This window comes from Enterococcus sp. AZ171 (assembly GCF_051714005.1).
GTDB classification, from domain to species: Bacteria; Bacillota; Bacilli; order Lactobacillales; family Enterococcaceae; genus Enterococcus_B; species Enterococcus_B pernyi.
This window is the reverse complement of record NZ_JBIORA010000001.1, coordinates 1,316,287-1,334,264: the sequence shown is the minus strand read 5'-3', so window position 1 is coordinate 1,334,264 and position 17,978 is coordinate 1,316,287. Positions and strand designations below refer to the sequence as shown.

17 protein-coding genes are annotated in these 17,978 nt (G+C 40.1%); 3 read left to right on the top strand and 14 right to left on the bottom strand.

Features of this window, described 5'->3' with window-relative positions; translation table 11 throughout:
• Positions 1 to 165: 165 nt before the first annotated feature.
• The 4 genes from cysK to IGJ49_RS06475 all read right to left on the bottom strand — a co-directional run bounded on the left by cysK (position 166) and on the right by IGJ49_RS06475 (position 4,697).
• Complete coding sequence (cysK, locus tag IGJ49_RS06490) at positions 166 to 1,092, bottom strand: cysteine synthase A (RefSeq protein ID WP_010735567.1); 927 nt, start codon at positions 1,090 to 1,092, stop codon at positions 166 to 168.
• Positions 1,093 to 1,225: 133 nt separating this feature from the next.
• Positions 1,226 to 2,095, bottom strand: a complete 870-nt coding sequence (locus tag IGJ49_RS06485) for a glucosaminidase domain-containing protein (protein WP_074801879.1) — start codon at positions 2,093 to 2,095, stop codon at positions 1,226 to 1,228.
• Positions 2,096 to 2,352: 257 nt separating this feature from the next.
• The gene (gene tkt / locus IGJ49_RS06480; RefSeq protein WP_438722815.1) at positions 2,353 to 4,347 is read right to left on the bottom strand and encodes a transketolase; all 1,995 of its coding nucleotides are present in this window, start codon (positions 4,345 to 4,347) and stop codon (positions 2,353 to 2,355) included.
• A gap of 98 nt (positions 4,348 to 4,445) precedes the next feature.
• Positions 4,446 to 4,697, bottom strand: coding sequence for a DUF896 family protein (locus IGJ49_RS06475; protein ID WP_010735570.1), 252 nt, complete (start codon positions 4,695 to 4,697; stop codon positions 4,446 to 4,448).
• Positions 4,698 to 4,848: 151 nt separating this feature from the next.
• On the opposite strand from IGJ49_RS06475, the gene lexA reads away from it, so the two are divergent.
• Entirely contained in the window at positions 4,849 to 5,472 is a 624-nt protein-coding gene (gene lexA / locus IGJ49_RS06470) for a transcriptional repressor LexA (protein WP_010735571.1), read from the top strand.
• 176 nt (positions 5,473 to 5,648) lie between these two features.
• A complete protein-coding gene (locus tag IGJ49_RS06465) occupies positions 5,649 to 5,867 on the top strand; it encodes a hypothetical protein (RefSeq protein WP_023519576.1) in 219 nt (72 codons plus the stop codon).
• A 204-nt stretch (positions 5,868 to 6,071) separates the two neighbouring features.
• On the opposite strand, the gene IGJ49_RS06460 is transcribed toward IGJ49_RS06465, so the two are convergent.
• The 9 genes from IGJ49_RS06460 to IGJ49_RS06420 all read right to left on the bottom strand — a co-directional run bounded on the left by IGJ49_RS06460 (position 6,072) and on the right by IGJ49_RS06420 (position 16,048).
• Positions 6,072 to 6,584 (bottom strand): adenine phosphoribosyltransferase, encoded by a 513-nt coding sequence (locus IGJ49_RS06460; protein WP_010735573.1) that lies wholly within the window; start codon positions 6,582 to 6,584, stop codon positions 6,072 to 6,074.
• Positions 6,585 to 6,598: 14 nt separating this feature from the next.
• Positions 6,599 to 8,896, bottom strand: a complete 2,298-nt coding sequence (gene recJ, locus IGJ49_RS06455; RefSeq protein ID WP_438722812.1) for a single-stranded-DNA-specific exonuclease RecJ — start codon at positions 8,894 to 8,896, stop codon at positions 6,599 to 6,601.
• Positions 8,897 to 9,130: 234 nt separating this feature from the next.
• Entirely contained in the window at positions 9,131 to 9,565 is a 435-nt protein-coding gene (locus IGJ49_RS06450) for a LapA family protein (RefSeq protein ID WP_023519574.1), read from the bottom strand.
• Positions 9,566 to 9,574: 9 nt separating this feature from the next.
• Positions 9,575 to 10,363, bottom strand: coding sequence for an SDR family NAD(P)-dependent oxidoreductase (locus IGJ49_RS06445; protein ID WP_010735576.1), 789 nt, complete (start codon positions 10,361 to 10,363; stop codon positions 9,575 to 9,577).
• A complete protein-coding gene (gene rnz, locus IGJ49_RS06440) occupies positions 10,360 to 11,301 on the bottom strand; it encodes a ribonuclease Z (RefSeq protein WP_023519573.1) in 942 nt (313 codons plus the stop codon). The genes IGJ49_RS06445 and rnz overlap by 4 nt, the downstream gene beginning before the upstream one ends.
• Before the next feature lie 151 nt (positions 11,302 to 11,452).
• On the bottom strand, positions 11,453 to 12,040 hold the full coding sequence (locus tag IGJ49_RS06435) for a hypothetical protein (protein WP_023519572.1): 588 nt from the start codon (positions 12,038 to 12,040) through the stop codon (positions 11,453 to 11,455).
• Positions 12,041 to 12,304: 264 nt separating this feature from the next.
• Entirely contained in the window at positions 12,305 to 13,618 is a 1,314-nt protein-coding gene (gene obgE, locus IGJ49_RS06430) for a GTPase ObgE (protein WP_438722808.1), read from the bottom strand.
• A gap of 251 nt (positions 13,619 to 13,869) precedes the next feature.
• Positions 13,870 to 14,802, bottom strand: coding sequence for an alpha/beta hydrolase (locus IGJ49_RS06425; RefSeq protein WP_010735580.1), 933 nt, complete (start codon positions 14,800 to 14,802; stop codon positions 13,870 to 13,872).
• Between the two features lie 154 nt (positions 14,803 to 14,956).
• Entirely contained in the window at positions 14,957 to 16,048 is a 1,092-nt protein-coding gene (locus tag IGJ49_RS06420) for a DUF871 domain-containing protein (protein ID WP_438722805.1), read from the bottom strand.
• A 186-nt stretch (positions 16,049 to 16,234) separates the two neighbouring features.
• Here IGJ49_RS06420 and IGJ49_RS06415 point away from each other — a divergent pair, with 186 nt between their 5' ends.
• The gene (locus IGJ49_RS06415; protein ID WP_019723747.1) at positions 16,235 to 16,987 is read left to right on the top strand and encodes a peptidylprolyl isomerase; all 753 of its coding nucleotides are present in this window, start codon (positions 16,235 to 16,237) and stop codon (positions 16,985 to 16,987) included.
• A 417-nt stretch (positions 16,988 to 17,404) separates the two neighbouring features.
• Here the strand turns inward: IGJ49_RS06415 and fabZ are convergent, their stop codons facing one another.
• Positions 17,405 to 17,845, bottom strand: coding sequence for a 3-hydroxyacyl-ACP dehydratase FabZ (gene fabZ, locus IGJ49_RS06410; protein ID WP_010735583.1), 441 nt, complete (start codon positions 17,843 to 17,845; stop codon positions 17,405 to 17,407).
• Positions 17,846 to 17,978: the final 133 nt, after the last annotated feature.

Sequence of the window (17,978 nt, the reverse complement as noted above, 5' to 3'; positions counted from 1 at the left end):
TTATTGTTCTTTTATTATCATACTATTTTTATTTTTTTAAATCTACATATTATGGAAAGAAAAAGAAAAGAATTTTATAATTTTGCCTATTTTATGCAAAAAAAGTGTAAAATAACAGATGTTTCACCATTATTTCACACTTTTTATTCAGATTTTCACGTAGACTTACATATCCTGATACAAAGGAGTAGACAAATAACGTTCTCCGTTATCAGGAATAATCGCAAGAACTTTTTTTCCAGCACCTAGTTCTTTAGCTACATTAAGTGCAGCTTCAACTGCAGCTCCTCCAGAAACACCCACTAAGATACCTTCTTCTTGCCCCATACGGCGAGCTGTGATCATTGCTTGCTCACTAGATACTGATAAGACTTGATCATATACATTCGTATCTAACGTATCCGGAACAAACCCTGTTCCGATGCCTTGGATTTTGTGTGGACCAGGTTCTTTTCCTTCTAAAACGGCAGATTCGGCTGGTTCAACCCCAACGATCTTAAGCGCTGGATTGATCCGTTTTAATTCGTGTCCCGCACCGGTGATCGTTCCACCAGTACCGATTCCTGCGACAAACGCATCCAACCCATTCACACCAAACGCCGCTTGGATTTCTGGACCAGTCGTTTTTTCATGAACTAATGGATTAGCTGGGTTTTCAAATTGCAGAGGCAAGAAATACCCATTTTCTTCAGCCAGACGTTTTGCTTCTTTGATTGAACCACTGATGCCTTCTGTCCCTGGAGTCAAAATTAGTTCTGCTCCGTAGCCCTTCATCAATAAGCGACGCTCGATACTCATCGTTTCAGGCATGACAAGTTTCACATGATATCCTTTTGCTACACCGACCATCGCTAAACCAATACCAGTGTTCCCTGAAGTTGGTTCAATGATTGTATCACCCGGTTTCAATATTCCATCATGTTCTGCTTTTTCAATCATATTCAAGGCAATACGGTCTTTCACGCTTCCACCTGGATTGAAGAATTCCAATTTAACAAAAACATCCGCAGCTCCTTCTGGAACCATCTTATTTAATCGAACGATAGGTGTTTTACCGATCAATTCTGTGATCGACTGATAAATCTGTGTCATGTTTTTTCCCCCTTCATTTGCTTCTCTATTAATCATAATACAAAAGAGGTACTTCTGCGAGTGATTCTTACTGGAGAAGCAAAAAATAGAGGCATATCCAATGATATGCCTCTATTTTTAAGTTGATATAAAGTTAGACATTGATTTCTTGTCCAACCAATAATGAATAATTTGACATCGTCATGCCATTTTTTGCCATCAGATCATCGACGGACATACCAAATTTTTGAGCAATATCCCAAAGTGTATCTCCAGAGACGACAGTATAAGTTTGGTTACTACTTGTCGCAGTCGTTGTAGAGGTTGTCGTACTGGTCGTTGTGGTACTTGTCGTACTAGTTGTTGTTGAACCAGTTGATGGTGTATCAAAGCGAGTCAGATTATATGTGCTGATCAATTCATTTAATTTGTATGCGTAATTAGGATCTGTTGCATAACGTCCAGTTAAATAAGCTGTTGCATCATAATAGCTGGTTGTATTACTTTTCCATACACCTGAATAATGATAATCGCCTGTCGAAAAACTAGTAGATCGTAAAACATTCGCATGATCTTGGAATGATTCCCAATAAGATGAATAGCGACGGAAAGGTTCGTTCATCGTTACCCATTGACCATTCAAATATTCTTGCGTATTCATATATACCACAGATTGACCTGCGCTACCTTTGACTCCAAATAAGTTGTAATATGGTGCACTTGATAATCCAGATGTACCATAAGCACTTTCAAGTAATGCTTGTGCAATCATGACAGATGCATATAAGTCATTGCTTGCTGCAACTTCAGAAGCAGCCCATCCGATTTGATTGATAAATGCTTGCGGATCGGCAGAAGATGCGACATCTAACTCATCCGCACGTACAGTTTGTGGTGTTGCTGTGACCAACATTGGCCCAACTAATAGGCTTGTCCCCACTAAAGGTGCAATGGCTTTTTTATTGATGGTCATTTTCCTTTTGGGCCTATGGTGTCGAGCGCTACGGGTTCTCAGCTCTTGCATTCAAATTCCTCCTCAAATGAAACAGTAAATAAAACTTCCTCTTAAACGAAACTTAATCATTTAAATTATACGTTTTATTTTATTGAAACTCAAACGAATCTTCAATTATTTACTTTTTGTAATCTTCACGTAATCAAAAAGTAACACAAAAGTAACGACAATAATCCCTTTTTACTAATTTGTATCTAAAAAAATAGAAAATTGGAGGCTTGGAAAAAATCTCCAAGCACTCCAATCGAACTGCTTTCAGTATTTGTCTATAATTGATTGAAGACGTTAACTACATTATCTACTGTAAAACCAAATTCTTCAAGTATTTTGTTTCCAGGAGCAGAAGCACCAAAGTGATCGATCGTGATCGTTTGACCTTCGATTCCTACATAACGTTCCCATCCAAATGAAGCAGCCGCTTCAATCGCAACACGCTTCGTCACTGATTTTGGCAAGACACTTTCTTGATATTCTGCAGATTGTTGTTCAAACAAATCAAAACTTGGCATAGAAACCACTGAGACATCTTTTCCTTGTTCCGCTAATACTTTTTGCGCTTTGACCGCTAGATCCACTTCTGAACCTGTCGCGATCAAGATTCCTTCTGGTTGTTCCCTTTTAGCTGGAGACAAGACATAGGCACCTTTTTTAACCATATCATCCGCCACTTCTTTTGTTGTTGGAAGAACTGGTAGATTTTGACGACTCAAGACTAAGATCGTTGGTGTATCTGTCGATTCCATCGCAACTTTCCACGCCGCACGAGTTTCGTTCCCGTCCGCCGGACGTAAGACATGGACACCTGGCATACTTCTAACCGAAGCCAATTGTTCCACTGGCTCATGCGTCGGGCCATCTTCACCAACTGCCACAGAGTCATGGGTCAAGACGAAAATAACTGGCGTGTTTTGGATCGCTGCTAAACGCACAGCTGGTCGCAAGTAATCGACAAAGACAAAGAATGTTCCCCCATAGATCCGGGTACCACCATGCAATTGGATCCCGTTCATCGCTGATGCCATCGCAAACTCACGAACACCAAACCAAATATTGCGGCCTTCATAGTGTTCAGGCGTGAAATCTTTGTCTGCTGTCACCATCGTATTGTTTGATCCAGATAGATCGGCAGAACCACCCCAGAAGCTTGGGATCGCTTTTGATAATTCTTGGATAACTTCTTTACTTGAGACACGACTCGCTTGGCTTTCACCTTCGTCGTACGTTGGAAGTTCGGCATCCCAATTCTCTGGTAACTTCCCAGCAAAAGCATCTTCGAATTGTTGCGCTAATTCTGGATACGCTGCTTTGTATGCTGCGAACATCTCACGCCAAGCATTTTCAGCTTTTTCGCCTTCTTCAACCATCGTTTGACGGAAGCGTTCCGCCACTTCTTCTGGTACGGTAAAGTCAGGGTATTCCCAACCATAGATCTCTTTAGCTTTTTGAATGCCTTCTAAGCCAAGTGGTGCGCCGTGAACCGCAGAAGTTCCTTGGTTTGGTGCACCAAATCCGATGACCGTTTTCACTTCGATCAATGTCGGTTTGTCTGTTTCGGCTTTCGCTTCTTCAATTGCTTTTGAGATAGCTTCCAAATCATTGCCGTCTTTGACCAAGATATGTTGCCAACCATAAGCTTCATAGCGTGCGCCAACATTTTCAGTGAAGGCTTTTGAGGTTGGTCCATCTAAAGAAATATCGTTTGAATCGTATAAAACGATTAATTTTCCTAATTTCATATGTCCAGCCATCGAACTTGCTTCTTGAGACACACCTTCCATCAGGTCGCCATCGCCACATAACGCATAGGTATAATGATCAACGACGTTGAATTGATCTTTGTTGTAGGTCGCTGCTAGATGCGCTTCTGCCATTGCCATCCCCACAGCCATTGCGATCCCTTGTCCTAACGGACCAGTCGTTGCTTCGACGCCGTCCGTATGGTTGACCTCAGGGTGTCCTGGTGTTTTTGACTCCCATTGACGGAATTGTTTCAAGTCATCAATCGTCACTTGGTACCCTGCTAAGTGCAACAAGCTGTACAACATCGCTGAACCATGTCCCGCAGATAAGACAAAACGGTCACGGTCTGCCCAGTTTTTAGAAGTTTTCGGATTCACTTTCAAGTGTTTCGTCCAAAGGGCATAAGCCATTGGCGCGGCACCCATTGGTAACCCCGGATGTCCTGAATTTGCTTTTTGTACTGCATCGACACTCAATGTACGGATCGTATTCACACCAAGCTGATCAATTTTATCAAACAATGTAACCCCTCCTGTAATTTAGGTTTTTTTTACCTATATTTCTACTTCTAATTTTATAGTATCTCCTCTGAAAAAGCAACGACTTTTAGTTTTTTTTACTAAAACTTGCTATTTCGGTCGTGGAGGCCTTTTTTCTTCTGGATTTCTTTCAATTTATCTGGTGTGACATCATTTCCATCGGGATCAACCACTTTCATCCCTTCAATATGATGTCTCATGCCAGAACGAAAGGCTGTCAGATATGCTTCTCGTAATTCCTTTTGCTCTTTGACTTCAGCTGGTGTCAATCCTTCTGCTTTTTTCTTTTTAGCTAACTGATTGATACGTTCGATTTTTTCAGGCGATAACACAACTATTCCTCCTCGCTTTTGCTTCTCCTACATCTTATATAAAAAACGAAAAAAAAACAACTACATCAATAGTCTTTAATGCGAACATTTGTTTGAAATCATGTATTTTCTATGGTACTATTTAGTTATCAAGTGAAAGAAGGTGTACCTTGTGGCCCGACAAACTGAAACAAGACAAATCGAAGTCTTACGATATATTCACGAACAAGTGACCCAAAAAGGCTATCCACCGACTGTCCGTGAGATCGGAGAAGCTGTTCAGCTTTCTTCCACATCGACAGTCCATGGTCATCTTGCCCGATTAGAGAAAAAAGGCTTTATTCAAAGAGACCCTACGAAACCACGTGCAATCGAATTGACGCAACAAGGATTATCAAAAATTGGGATTCGCCCAACGACGATCCCTGTTCTCGGCGTTGTTACTGCCGGAGAGCCGATACTAGCTGTCGAGGAAGCTTCTGACTTCTTTCCAGTCCCACCAAACCTTTCCTCAGAAGAAGGCAGTCTGTTCATGTTGACGATCCGAGGAGAAAGTATGATCAATGCTGGGATATTGGATGGCGATAATGTCATTGTCCGTAAACAAGAAACTGCACAAAATGGTGATATCGTGATTGCGATGACTGCAGAAGACGAAGCAACTTGCAAACGGTTCTATAAAGAAAGAGATCATTTCCGTTTGCAACCCGAGAATGATTTACTGGAACCGATCATTTTAGATGAGGTGTCGATCTTAGGTCGTGTCGTTGGTCTGTACCGTAGTCATATTTATTGATAAAAAAGAAAATTCAGTTATTTATTTACGAGCTTGAGATCATGATCTCAAGCTCGTCTTTTCCTCTTTTAGTAGATATCTTTGTTCTTTTTGAACTTCCCTCTTTACAAACCGAACAAAAGTTCGTATACTAATGATACGAACTTTTGTTCGCATTCTATAAAGAGGTGAAAATCATGAAATCAATGAGACGTTTTGGTTTAGTATTGATCGTTTTGTTTTTAGGTATTATTATTGGTAATTTTGGTCTACGTACAGCGCTGTTGGTTTTTGTTCCTTTGTTTACATTGTGGTTTATGTTGTGGGATGAAAAAAAATACCGTCAATCACAACGTCGTCAATCCCATGAAGACTCCTTCTATCACGAAACCTATTACAGCTCCAGGCACTCGTAAAAGTAAATAAGATCGCTTCTATGAAAAATCCGTCCAAGCAAACGATGATCGCTCGTTTGCTTTTTTTAACGACAAACTGACTACCTACTCCTTGCACACATTTGTTCCATCAATAAATTGAGGCTACTCATCCAACGAAAATCCCCTTCCGCAAACGATTCATCCGTTTGTGGAAGGGGGTTTTCTGTTCAATATTTTATTTGATTAATACTCCATCAAAGTAATCATGTCGTAGCCTTCGATTTTGTCACGACCATGCAGATCCATCAACTCGATCAAAAAGGCACAACCCACAACAACTCCGCCAAGTTCTTCGATCAATTCGATCGTTGCTTTGATCGTTCCACCTGTTGCTAATAAGTCATCACAGATCAAGACTCTTTGTCCTGGTTGAATTGCATCTTTGTGCAACGTCAAGGTATCTGTACCGTATTCAAGCCCGTAAGTGACTTCGATCGTTTCGCGAGGTAATTTTCCTTTTTTACGCACAGGAGCAAAGCCCACGCCTAATTCGTAAGCCACTGGACACCCTACGATAAATCCACGTGCTTCTGGTCCAACGACCATATCGATACGTTTTTCTTTCGCATAATCAACGATTTGCTTCGTTGCTTCACGATAAGCATCTCCATCAGCCATCAATGGCGAGATATCTCTAAATATAATTCCTTTGGACGGATAGTCAGGAATACTGGCAATATAATTTTTTAAATCCACTTTATTGTTTCCTCCTAGGTTGTTAACCATTTTTTTATTGTGGGAATGTCACTTAATAGTAAGAATTCCTCTGATTTGATTTTTTTCAATCGCTCCTGATAGCGGTCACTTGCAGTCAATAGATGACTCGCCGGATCTGCGACTTTCTCCAAAACACCATTGTTTATTGTAACAAACTTCAACTCAAAAAACACCTGTATCATAAAAATTAATAATTTTTGTGGAATTTTTAAATAGTTGGCCATTGCACCTAATTTATGTCTGATATCGATCCGTTCTTGCGCATGGATCAATTTGAAGAGTCGAGCATATTGTTCTCTTGTTCCTACACCGTTCAAGTATGCTTCATCAACAGAAATACCTAAAAAGTAAACTCGGCTAAAGGACCCAAATGATAAGATCTCTTTCAAGTCGTTCAAATCGGTTGGACAATCGATCACGACTAATGCGTTTGGGTCATTTTCCTGAATCCATGATTGAATCATTTCTTTATCTGTCCAATGAATGATGTGTTTTTGTATCGACTCATTTAGTTCTTTGATCGATGCTTCATCAAACGCTAAATAGAACGGACTTTCGATTTCATTTGCTAATGTTCGGTAACGTTTCGCCCGCCAATCAAATACTTGCAATCCTTCTACTGCAAAGTCAGAAACCATCAGCTGCGGTTTTTTGCGCCCATTCCATTCATTGATCGATAATTGTCCTACAATATCAAGCGAATCATCTACAAATTCATTTTCTTGTGGGCCAAAACCAAACGCGACAGCATCTAATTGACTATCTTCATCCACTAAAGAAAGCTTCAAGTGCTGTTGGTTCGAACCGATTCGTTTTACATTTTCGACTGCAACCTGTTTGAATAAAAAGTTAGGTACAGGATTATCTGTTCCGAATGGTGCCAGTAATTTCAATGTAGCGATTTGTTCGACCGTTACATCCTTTGGGGAGACGATTTCATCGATCACCAACACAGGACCTTTAGACAAGTCGATTTGCTTTTCTTCTATATAGGCATTCATCCGGTCTTGTAACTCAGGGATATTTTCCGCTGGCATTGTTAATCCGACTGCTGCGTGATGGCCGCCAAAAAATGTAAACAATTCACGCATCTCATTCAGCATATCGAAAAGATTCAACGCTTCGATACTTCGACCTGATCCTTTTGCAACGGACTGGTCTTTGATGCCTAGCACGATTGTTGGTTTGCCTGTTTGATTCATGATTTTTCCTGCAACGATCCCTAGTACCCCTTCATGCCAGCCTGGATGTGCTAATAAATGGATCTGGTTCTCTTCATTGATCATCGCCAATGCTTCTGAGGTGATTTGCTCAACGATCGCTTTACGTTCTTCATTGACCGTTTGTAACTGCTCGGCTAATGTCTGAGCTTGACTTTCGTCGAATGTGGCTAGTAATTCAACTGCTGGATTAGGGTCTCCCATCCGGCCGATGGCATTCAAGCGCGGGGCAATCGAAAAACCGATCATCGTTTCATCCGCTTCATTCGTACGTACACTACTTTTCGCAAACAGTGCCTGTAAGCCTACTCGCTCGGTATGACGAATTGCCTCTAAACCTAACGCCACTAGCGTCCGATTCTCATCAGTCATAGAGACAAGGTCAGCGATTGTGCCAATTGCGACTAAATCTAAAAATTCTGCTGGTGGTTCTTCCAACAAAGCGGTCGCTACTTTAAACGCGACACCGACACCTGCTAATTCTCCAAAAGGATAATTGCCTTGTGGATGGCGGGGATGGATGATTGCATAAGCCGCTGGTAATTCACTAGGCAACTCATGATGATCTGTCACGATCACATCTACTCCGTGCTGTTGTGCATAAGCAATTGCTTTATGCCCAGCTACCCCATTATCGACAGTCACGATCAATTGAGTCCCTGCGGCTATTTTCTCTTGATAAACGGTTAGATTAGGTCCATACCCATGTTCAAATCGATTAGGTAAAAAGACTTCCACTTGGGCACCAAGCAATTCTAACGTTTCTTTCATGACGGTCGCACTGGTGATGCCATCTGCATCATAATCTCCGTAAACTAAGATTTGTTCACCATTGATCACGGCTTCTTGGATACGGCTGATTGCCTTGTCCATATCAAACATCAAATATGGATCATGCAACTTTTGCTCTTTTGGATGTAAAAACCGATGGATACTTTCTTCCTCTCGGTATCCTCTTTGCCATAGCAATTGCCCGATCAGAGGAGACAATCCTTGTTGTTTGATTATTTGGATAAAAGATTCAGAAGGTGTTGTTTCATTGACCTTCCAATCAAAATTTGCTCGTCTCACATACTCACCCCTAACTTAGTCATTATAGCAAACGTCTTCTCTAAAAAAAAGAATTTCAGAAGATTAGATTCTGACATCTCCAACTTAAATAAACCAAAGTAGACAAAACAGATTCGTTTGCCTACTTTGGTTGCCTTTTAGAAATTGAGTAATAAATCCTCTATTTGATTTTTGATACAGTGATTTCTACCACTTTATTCTATTTACTTTCAAAAAAACATCAGCTATCCATGATCAATCAAAGTAATTGACGCTTTGCTTTGGTGTTTGAGAAGGTGATTCAGAAGGTGTTTGCATTTGTTCGATCTGTATTTGCTTTGCTTGTAATTCTGCTTGATAGGCCGCTTCAAGTTCCGCACGTTCATTTCGAAATTGTCTTTGTTGTTCTTCTGTCGCCTCTTCGATTTTCTTTTGGATATCTGCTTGGTTCTCTGCTAATTCTTTTGTTAATTGTTTTAATTGTTTCTTCTGTTGCCATAGTGTCGTAAAGGCTGTTAAAAATACAATCAATGCACCAATCAATGCTGAACCAATGATCACTAGAATCAATGGCGCATTAAAAGAAGCAAATCCAAAGCTTACAGGAACATTTTGATTGTTCAATACAGCGAACACGACAATGACAAGTACAAGTAAAAAACCAACGATCACACTACCTTGCTTTTTCATTTACTTCACCTACTTTTTATTAAAAATTCCACCTGCAAAATAATCCCCAATGGTTGGGAAAAGTGCATAAAATTTAGACGCGATTTCTAGCAATACCGGCTGATTGATCTCACGTTTAGGATGCTTCATCGCTCGCACGATCGTTTGTGCTAATTTAGTTGAATCCAAAACTAAATGACCGACTTTTTCCAAATAACTACCACTTGGATCAGCCTTATCAAAAAATTCCGTTTCGATTGGTCCGGGATTTACCGTAGTGACTGCGACTCCTAGTGGCTTCAACTCTAAACGTAACGCATTTGAAAAGCCCAAAACAGCAAATTTAGTAGCAGAATAGATCGTAGATTTAGCTGTCGCCATTTTTCCTGCCATGGATGCCACATTGATGATATGTCCTTGACGTCTTTCTGCCATATCGATCGCAAATTTTTGTGTCAATACCATCATCCCCAAGACATTGACTTCGAACATATCGTAGGCTTTTCCTAAGTCAAAGGATAAGAAATCCTCAAAGATACCAAATCCAGCATTATTGACTAAGATATCAACACGACCGACCTCAGTCATCACCTTGTCGTACAATTCATCTACGCTGTCTGGATTACTAACATCTAGTTGAAACGCGTATGCTGGTTTTCCACTTAGTTCTTGACAAACCGCCATCACTTCGCCAATTTGTTGGATTCTTCTCGCACACGTGACAACGATTGCTCCTTGTTTTGCTGCTTCATAACAGATTTGTGCACCTAAACCACCAGAGCCACCAGTGACTAAAACGACTTTATTTTCTAAATTCAACTTTTTTCCTCCTCTTGAAACGGAACATCCACAACCTCAAAATCTTTCATGACTTTTGTATTTGGAAAGATTTCTTGCGCTTCTTGTTCAAGTTCTTGTGTTGCTTTTCCTAGATATCTCGCACTGATATGGGTCAGTAATAATCTTTGGACATTTGCTTCTTTTGCCACTTCTGCGGCTTGATGAGTCGTTGAATGGAAATAATTATGGGCCATTCTCGCCTCGTTTTTATTAAACGTACTTTCATGCACCAAGACATCTGCGTTTTTTGCTAATATAACAGAATTGGTCGTTTTTCGAGTATCTCCTAAAATGGTCACGATTCGTCCTTTTTTATCTGGACCGACAAAATCGCGTCCATTGATGAGCTGGCCATTGTCTAATTGGACCGTCTCCCCTTTTTTTAGTTTTCCATAGATGGGACCAGCTGGAATATTCAGTTCTTTAAGCTTATCCACTTGTAATTCGCCTTTGTGATCATGCTCAACGATCCGATATCCGTAGCTATCGATGCCATGGCTTAATTTTTTTGCATACACAGAAAAGTGTGCGTCTTCAAAAATAGCTTGATCTTCTGATAAATCAATAAAAACAAGGGGATAGCCTAGTTTAGTTTGAGAAATCGTCAGCGCATTGCGTACAAATGCTTCCGTTCCTTTAGGGCCATAGATTTCTAATGGTGTTTCGCCACCCTGAAAAGAGCGACTACTGATTAAACCTGGCAAACCAAAAATATGATCCCCATGGAGATGAGTGATAAATATTTTTTCTATTTTTCTTGGACGGATATTTGTTCGTAGAATCTGCATTTGCGTGCCTTCCCCACAATCAAACAACCAAATCTCATTTCGCTCGTCCAAAAGTTTCAATGCGATACTTGAGACATTTCGATGTTTAGCAGGAACCCCTGCGCCTGTACCTAAAAATTCTAGTTCCATAATTTACCTAACTTTCTATTCATTCTTATTAATTCTAGGGTAAAATCAGCCGACAATCAACTGAAATTCGCAGGATAATTTTTAGAAGACTGTCCCTATAAATGAAAAGAGTGAATAAGTACCACTATTCTTACATCCATTCTTTTTATCGTTATTCAGAAGGCGTAGTATCCTCTGAGCTATCGGTTGGCTTTTTGTGCTTTTCATCCCAATTTTTCTGCGCTGTTTCTTTTGCATGTTTTTCTACCTCAGTTGCATCATGAACGTCTTGTTCTACTTCTTCATAATCCAATCGAGTGATTTCTCCACCTAATTCCATCATCACAAGTTGGTTCAATGGTCGGTTGTCCTCTTCTTCTGCGATCAAGATCAGACCTGTTGCGCCTTCGCCGATCTTATTTCCAACAAAATCAAACACCGTTTGTGCATCTTTGATTTCCTTGGCATCTTGGCTCGCACCGATCATTCCGCCCGCAAACCATCCTAGCAAGATCCCTAATGGGCCACCTAAAACGCCAACTAGCATTCCGATCAGACCACCTTTAGAGGATTTATTGTTCCCAGTAAAATCTAAGAAGTCTTCGATTTTGAATTGATGGGCGCCATTAGACTGATGGCTGATGACCGCCATTTGTTCGCCTTTGATCGCTCTCGTCATGTGAAGCTTCTTGATTTCGGAAAATGCTTGGTAAGCTTGACTTTCTAACTCAAAATTCAATATGATCACTCGTTTGCTCATGAAGATCGCCTCTTTCTCATTTTCTTTTAGTGTACCTTGGAATAAACAAAAATAAAAGGGAAAACCTTTAAAAAATAACGCAGTATACAAAAAAAGGAGTTTGACATTCGTCAACTCCTCAAATCCGATAAAGGTTCTACGAAAGCCTGCTCCTAAGAGAGTAAGTCAAAACCAAAAAAAATGAACGATCATTTTCTCAAATTTTGCCTTACAACTTGGAACTGAACGGCTATCTAGTCACTTAAATATGTGGTGTATCTAATATTATTCGACAAATTCAAACTCAAACTCACCAATACGCACCAAGTCACCATCTTTTGCACCTCTGGCACGCAAGGCTTCATCGACACCCATCCCACGTAATTGGCGAGCAAAACGCATCACCGTTTCATCGTGGTCAAAGTTAGTCATTTGGAACAACTTCTCGATTTTCTCACCTGACAATACCCATGTCGCATCTGGTTCACGATCGATCGTAAATTCAGGACCTTCTGGATTGAAGCCATAATGAACGGTTTCTTCTTCGATCTCTTCCTCGTATAATGGGAATTCTGGTGTTACTTTCAACAGATCAGCTGTCGCATTCAGTAAGGCATCCAGTCCTTTACGAGTCACACCAGAGATTGGGAATACTGGGATGTCATCGGCAAATTCATCTTCTTTGTTTTTATTTAGTTGTTCTTTGAATTTCACTAGATTTTCTTCTGCATCCGGCATATCCATCTTATTTGCTACAATGATCTGTGGACGCTCTAACAAGCGCAAGTTATGAGAAGACAACTCATGGTTGATCGCCAAGTAATCTTCGTAAGGATCGCGCCCTTCCATTCCACTCATATCGATCACATGCAAAATGACACGAGTACGTTCGATATGACGCAAAAATTGTGTGCCTAATCCGACGCCTTGTGAAGCTCCTTCGATTAGTCCTGGAAGATCCGCTGCCGCAAAACTACGTCCGTCACTTGTAGTGACCATCCCTAGATTTGGTACAAGGGTAGTAAAGTGATACGCCCCGATTTTTGGTCTTGCCGAAGAGATCACAGAAAGCAAGGTCGATTTCCCAACCGAAGGAAAACCTACGAGACCTACGTCTGCTAGTACTTTTAATTCTAATTCGATTTTACGTTCTTGGCCGGGTTCGCCGTTTTCAGCAATTTCCGGCGCAGGGTTTCTTGGAGAAGCAAAACGGATATTTCCGCGACCGCCGCGGCCACCTTTTGCTACTACTAAAGTCTGACCATCTTCGATCAAATCTCCTAAGAGTGCCCCTGTTTCTGCATCACGTACAGTTGTTCCTTGAGGGACTTTGACATACGTATCATCAGAACCACGTCCATGCATCCCTTTACTCATGCCATTTTCACCGGGCTGAGCCTTAAAGTGACGGTTGAAACGGAAGTCCATCAACGTGCGTAAGCCTTCATCAACGACTAAGATCACATCGCCTCCTTGACCGCCATCACCACCAGCCGGTCCTCCATCAGGTACATATTTTTCTCTACGAAACGCAACCATCCCGTCTCCGCCTTTACCAGCCTTCACGTCGATTGTTACTTGATCTAAAAACATGGACATATTATCGTCCTCCTATTTCCTTTTATCTATTCTAACTATACTGACTACCTGAATTTCCACAATAAACACAAGTCCTGTCTATTTTATCGGTGAATGGCCCGTTTGTCCATCATTAAACTGAAAGTTTCACGGAAATACCTGACTCTTTCTTTATTTTACTGCAAGAACGAATGGAGACAAAATAAAACGTTGTGACCAAAAGTTTCAAGAAAGTTCTTAAAGTTCTTTAAGAAACACTTTGGTCACAACAGTTATTTTACATATTTTTCTAGGAAACTACTTACAGTCTTTTGATAATTCTCAGGATCGATCGAATATGCTTTGGCATGCTCTGCTCCTGGGACGATATATTTTTCTTTTGGTCCGTTCGTCGCTTGGTAGACTTTGTCCAACATTTCGTAAGGAACAAATGTATCCGCATCCCCATGGATAAACAGCATCGGTAATTGGTTTTTTTCTAATTGTTTGATCGCATCAGCTTCCCCAAAGAAATAGCCGGCTCTGATTTTTGTCATCAAGCTGGTTACTTGGATCAGTGGGAACGGCGGTAAGCTAAATAATTCATTGAGCTGATAAGCCAATTCTTCGTTAACAGAGGAATAACCGCAATCTTCGATGATCGCTTTAACATTTGTAGGCAGTGATTCTCCGCTAGTCATCATCACCGTCGCTGCCCCCATACTAATACCGTATAGAACGATTTCTTCCGATTGACCGTTTGTTTCAAGCACTTGATCGATCCATTTCACATAATCTTTCCGTTCGTGCCAGCCAAAGCCGATATAATCCCCTTCACTTTTTCCGTGTCCACGCGCATCAGGTACTAATACGTTATAGCCAAGATCATGAAACATCTTTGCGTAATTTGCCATCGTTTCTGCATTGCCCATATATCCATGAGCCACAATCGCCGTCTTATGACTGTCTGTTGCTGGTAGATAAATGGCTGATAGCTTCAACCCATCCGTAGATATCTGTTGCCACTCTTTACGATTGTCAGGATTCGCAAACCAAGATTGTGCACTCGATTCTTCATTTGTTTTTGTTGTGCCAGGAGTATCGCCTTCTAAAAAGTCTTTTTCTGAAGGAACAACGGCATAGTTATAAAAATAATTACCCGCAAAGACTAATACGACTGTCACGAGTAATGTCACGCCGATTAAAATTTTGATCCAAAGTTTCATCTTATACCTTCCTTGCTTTCACATTGATGTACTGTCTATAATTAGTATAAACAAAGAGGACGTGTGATGCAATCTAGAATAAATAATAATCGTCATTGAAAGACCCGTAAAGCGATCAAAGCTTTACGGGTCTTTTCAATATTTAATTGTATAATTATTTACTTTCAATCAACTTGAAGTTTGACCATGGTTTTAAGAAATCAAGTAAGAATAACTCATCGTCTGAGATACGTCCGACGACATTCACTCGCCCATCATTTTTCATTTCCTTTAAAGCAATTTGTGTTTCGCCTTTATATTGACCATAACCAACGTTATCGATCAATACATCCCCACGGGTCATATCTTTCGTATTATGCGCTGGGAATGGTTTGTCTTTGTAATAGATGCGTGTCATCGTGGAACGCAAGATATACTCTGAGCGATCTCCACGATAACTATGAAGGTTGTCGAATAGACAAATACGTTCGTCTTCTGTGATATCGTCTGCTACATCCACTTTTAATGTAGGATAACTTGCAAAGAAGGCTTCAGACATTGAGCGTAATTCCTCTTCACTCGCATAAGCATTTCCTACTGAGATATCATCGATCAAACCTGTCAACATCAAGTGTTTGACTTGCGTCGCGATTTCAAGATCACGATGGTCTTCTAGTGAACAAAGTCCGTCTTGTGTCGGCCATGGGCCAAAGTCGGCTGTTTGTGAATTTACGAATGCCATCGTATTCAAATTATATTTGCGGAATTTCTCCGAACAAGCGACAAAATGATCATATCCTAAACCAGAATAACGATGAGGGTAAAAGTTATGTGAACCTAGTAAGTTATCTGTGTTCGGCGAATAGCTCATGATATTGTCAACATAATTCGTGCCTGAACTCATGTTGATCTCAATTTTGATATTGTATGGATTGCGAGTCATTTTTGCTTCTTCAGCTCCAGTAAATCCAATATCAAGACGAATGCCGTCAGCGCCCATCTCATCAAAGAACGATAAATCATCATAAGAGATCTCTAACTGTTCAAATAAAGCTGGATTGATATCCACCATGACTTCCATCTCTAATTGATTGGCATAATCGACTACCTTTTTAAAGTCTGCTAAGACTTTTTCTTTATCGTCTGCAATTTGTAATAAACTTGTGAATACACGTTTAAATCCGTATTTATGTGCTAAATCTAAATATTCTTTGTCCTTTTCAAACGTTGAACGTTCTGGATAAATTGAAATTCCTAATTTTCCCATGTGTTGATACCCTCCTGGATGTGCGTTTTTGTATCCACTTACATTATAACAAACCGCTTTCAAATGGTCTACACCTTTTGCTATTTATTAAATAATTTCGCTTATTGTTCGAAAAAGTGTAGGTATTTATCTGATAATTTGCTATCATTAAAGATAACAACGAACTAAAAAAGAAAGGAATTACTTATGAAACACAAAAAATTATTTTTAACTATGAGTATGGCTGCAACGCTATTATTTGCAGCTGGTTGTACGTCGAACGGTTCAGATACCGCGTCTTCAAGTACAAAAGAATCTACAGAAAAAACAACAGAGACTAGCACTGTAGAAAGCATCGATTTAAATTCTTTAGAGTTACCTCAATTGAATACAGAAGTCGCTGATAACGAAGATCTAGTTGAAATGGTCACAACTAAAGGAACGATCAAGATCAAACTATTCCCAGAGCTTGCACCAAAAGCTGTGGAGAACTTTATGACTCATGCTAAAGATGGCTATTACGATGGCGTCACTTTCCATCGTGTCATCCAAGACTTTATGATCCAAGGTGGCGATCCTGAAGGGAACGGAACTGGCGGAGAAAGTATTTGGGGAGAAGGTTTCGAAACGGAGATCTCAAACCAACTGTATAACATCCGCGGCGCCCTTTCAATGGCTCGTACACAAGACCCGAATAGTAATGGCAGCCAATTCTTCATCGTACAAAACTCTGATGACATGCATGATGGTTTATTGAAAGATGATTACCCACAAGCTATCATTGACGCTTATAAAAATGGCGGCTACCCTAGCTTAGATGGTGAATACACTGTCTTTGGTCAAGTCGTTGAAGGTATGGACGTCGTTGATGCGATCGCTGCTGTCGAAACAGATAGCTCAGATAAGCCAAAAGAAGATGTGAAGATCGAAAAAATCAACATCTTACAGGAAGCAAAATAAACACACATTTGATCACTTTGAGGTCGTGACAGAAGTGTTCAGCCTCGAGAAATAAGGCGCCATCCACGAAAATTGTTTTTCAAATTTTTGTGGATGGCGCCTTATTTTTCGAAGAGGTTACTTTTGTTCCCGCCGTTTATTCGGTTATAGGTGGGTGAGATGAACGAATGTCCCACTCCCTTTTTCACTAAAAAAACTTTTGATGACTGGGACTTTACAACTATTTTTTATTTTCATCTTTAGTAAAACTTAACATTTTCAAAACAGTCTTAAATAGACAAAAAAAGATCATCTAAGAATAGAAAACTATTCAGAAGATGATTCTTTTTTGCGGAAAGCTACTTCCCACTCCCCTATTGCCATATCTATTGATATTTTTAGAACCTCTCTATGGGTTCCTAAAGTTTATTTTTATCTTTATGCTTGCTCATTGACGATAAATGTAAATTCACATTCACACACTTTTTTATCGTCAACAAAAGCTTCAGAAATCGCAGTCCCTACAGGTCCTTTCATTTTGATGATCTCAAAATGACACTTCATCACATCCCCAGGAACGACTTTTTGACGGAATTTTGCTTTGTTGATCCCACCGATATACGCACGTTTCCCTAGGAACTCTTCTGATTTTAAAATCAAGATCGAACCTGCTTGTGCAAGGGTTTCTAGGATCAACGCTCCGGGCATGACAGGATTGTCAGGGAAATGACCTTGGAAAAAATCTTCATTGATCGTTACATTTTTTGTTGCAATGATCTTCTTTCCTGAATCGATCGAATCCACGTAATCGATGTAACAAATTGGGTAACGGTTTGGAATAAGATCCATTACTTCCGTTGCTGATAATGCGTATGACATAGTTTACTCCTTCTTTCGGGCAATTGCCGTAATTAATACTTTGATTATCAAAGTATCATATTCTTGATTATTTGGCAATCATTTTTTATTCATCAAAAAAATAGTTTGACAATCAAAGCATTTTACTGAATAA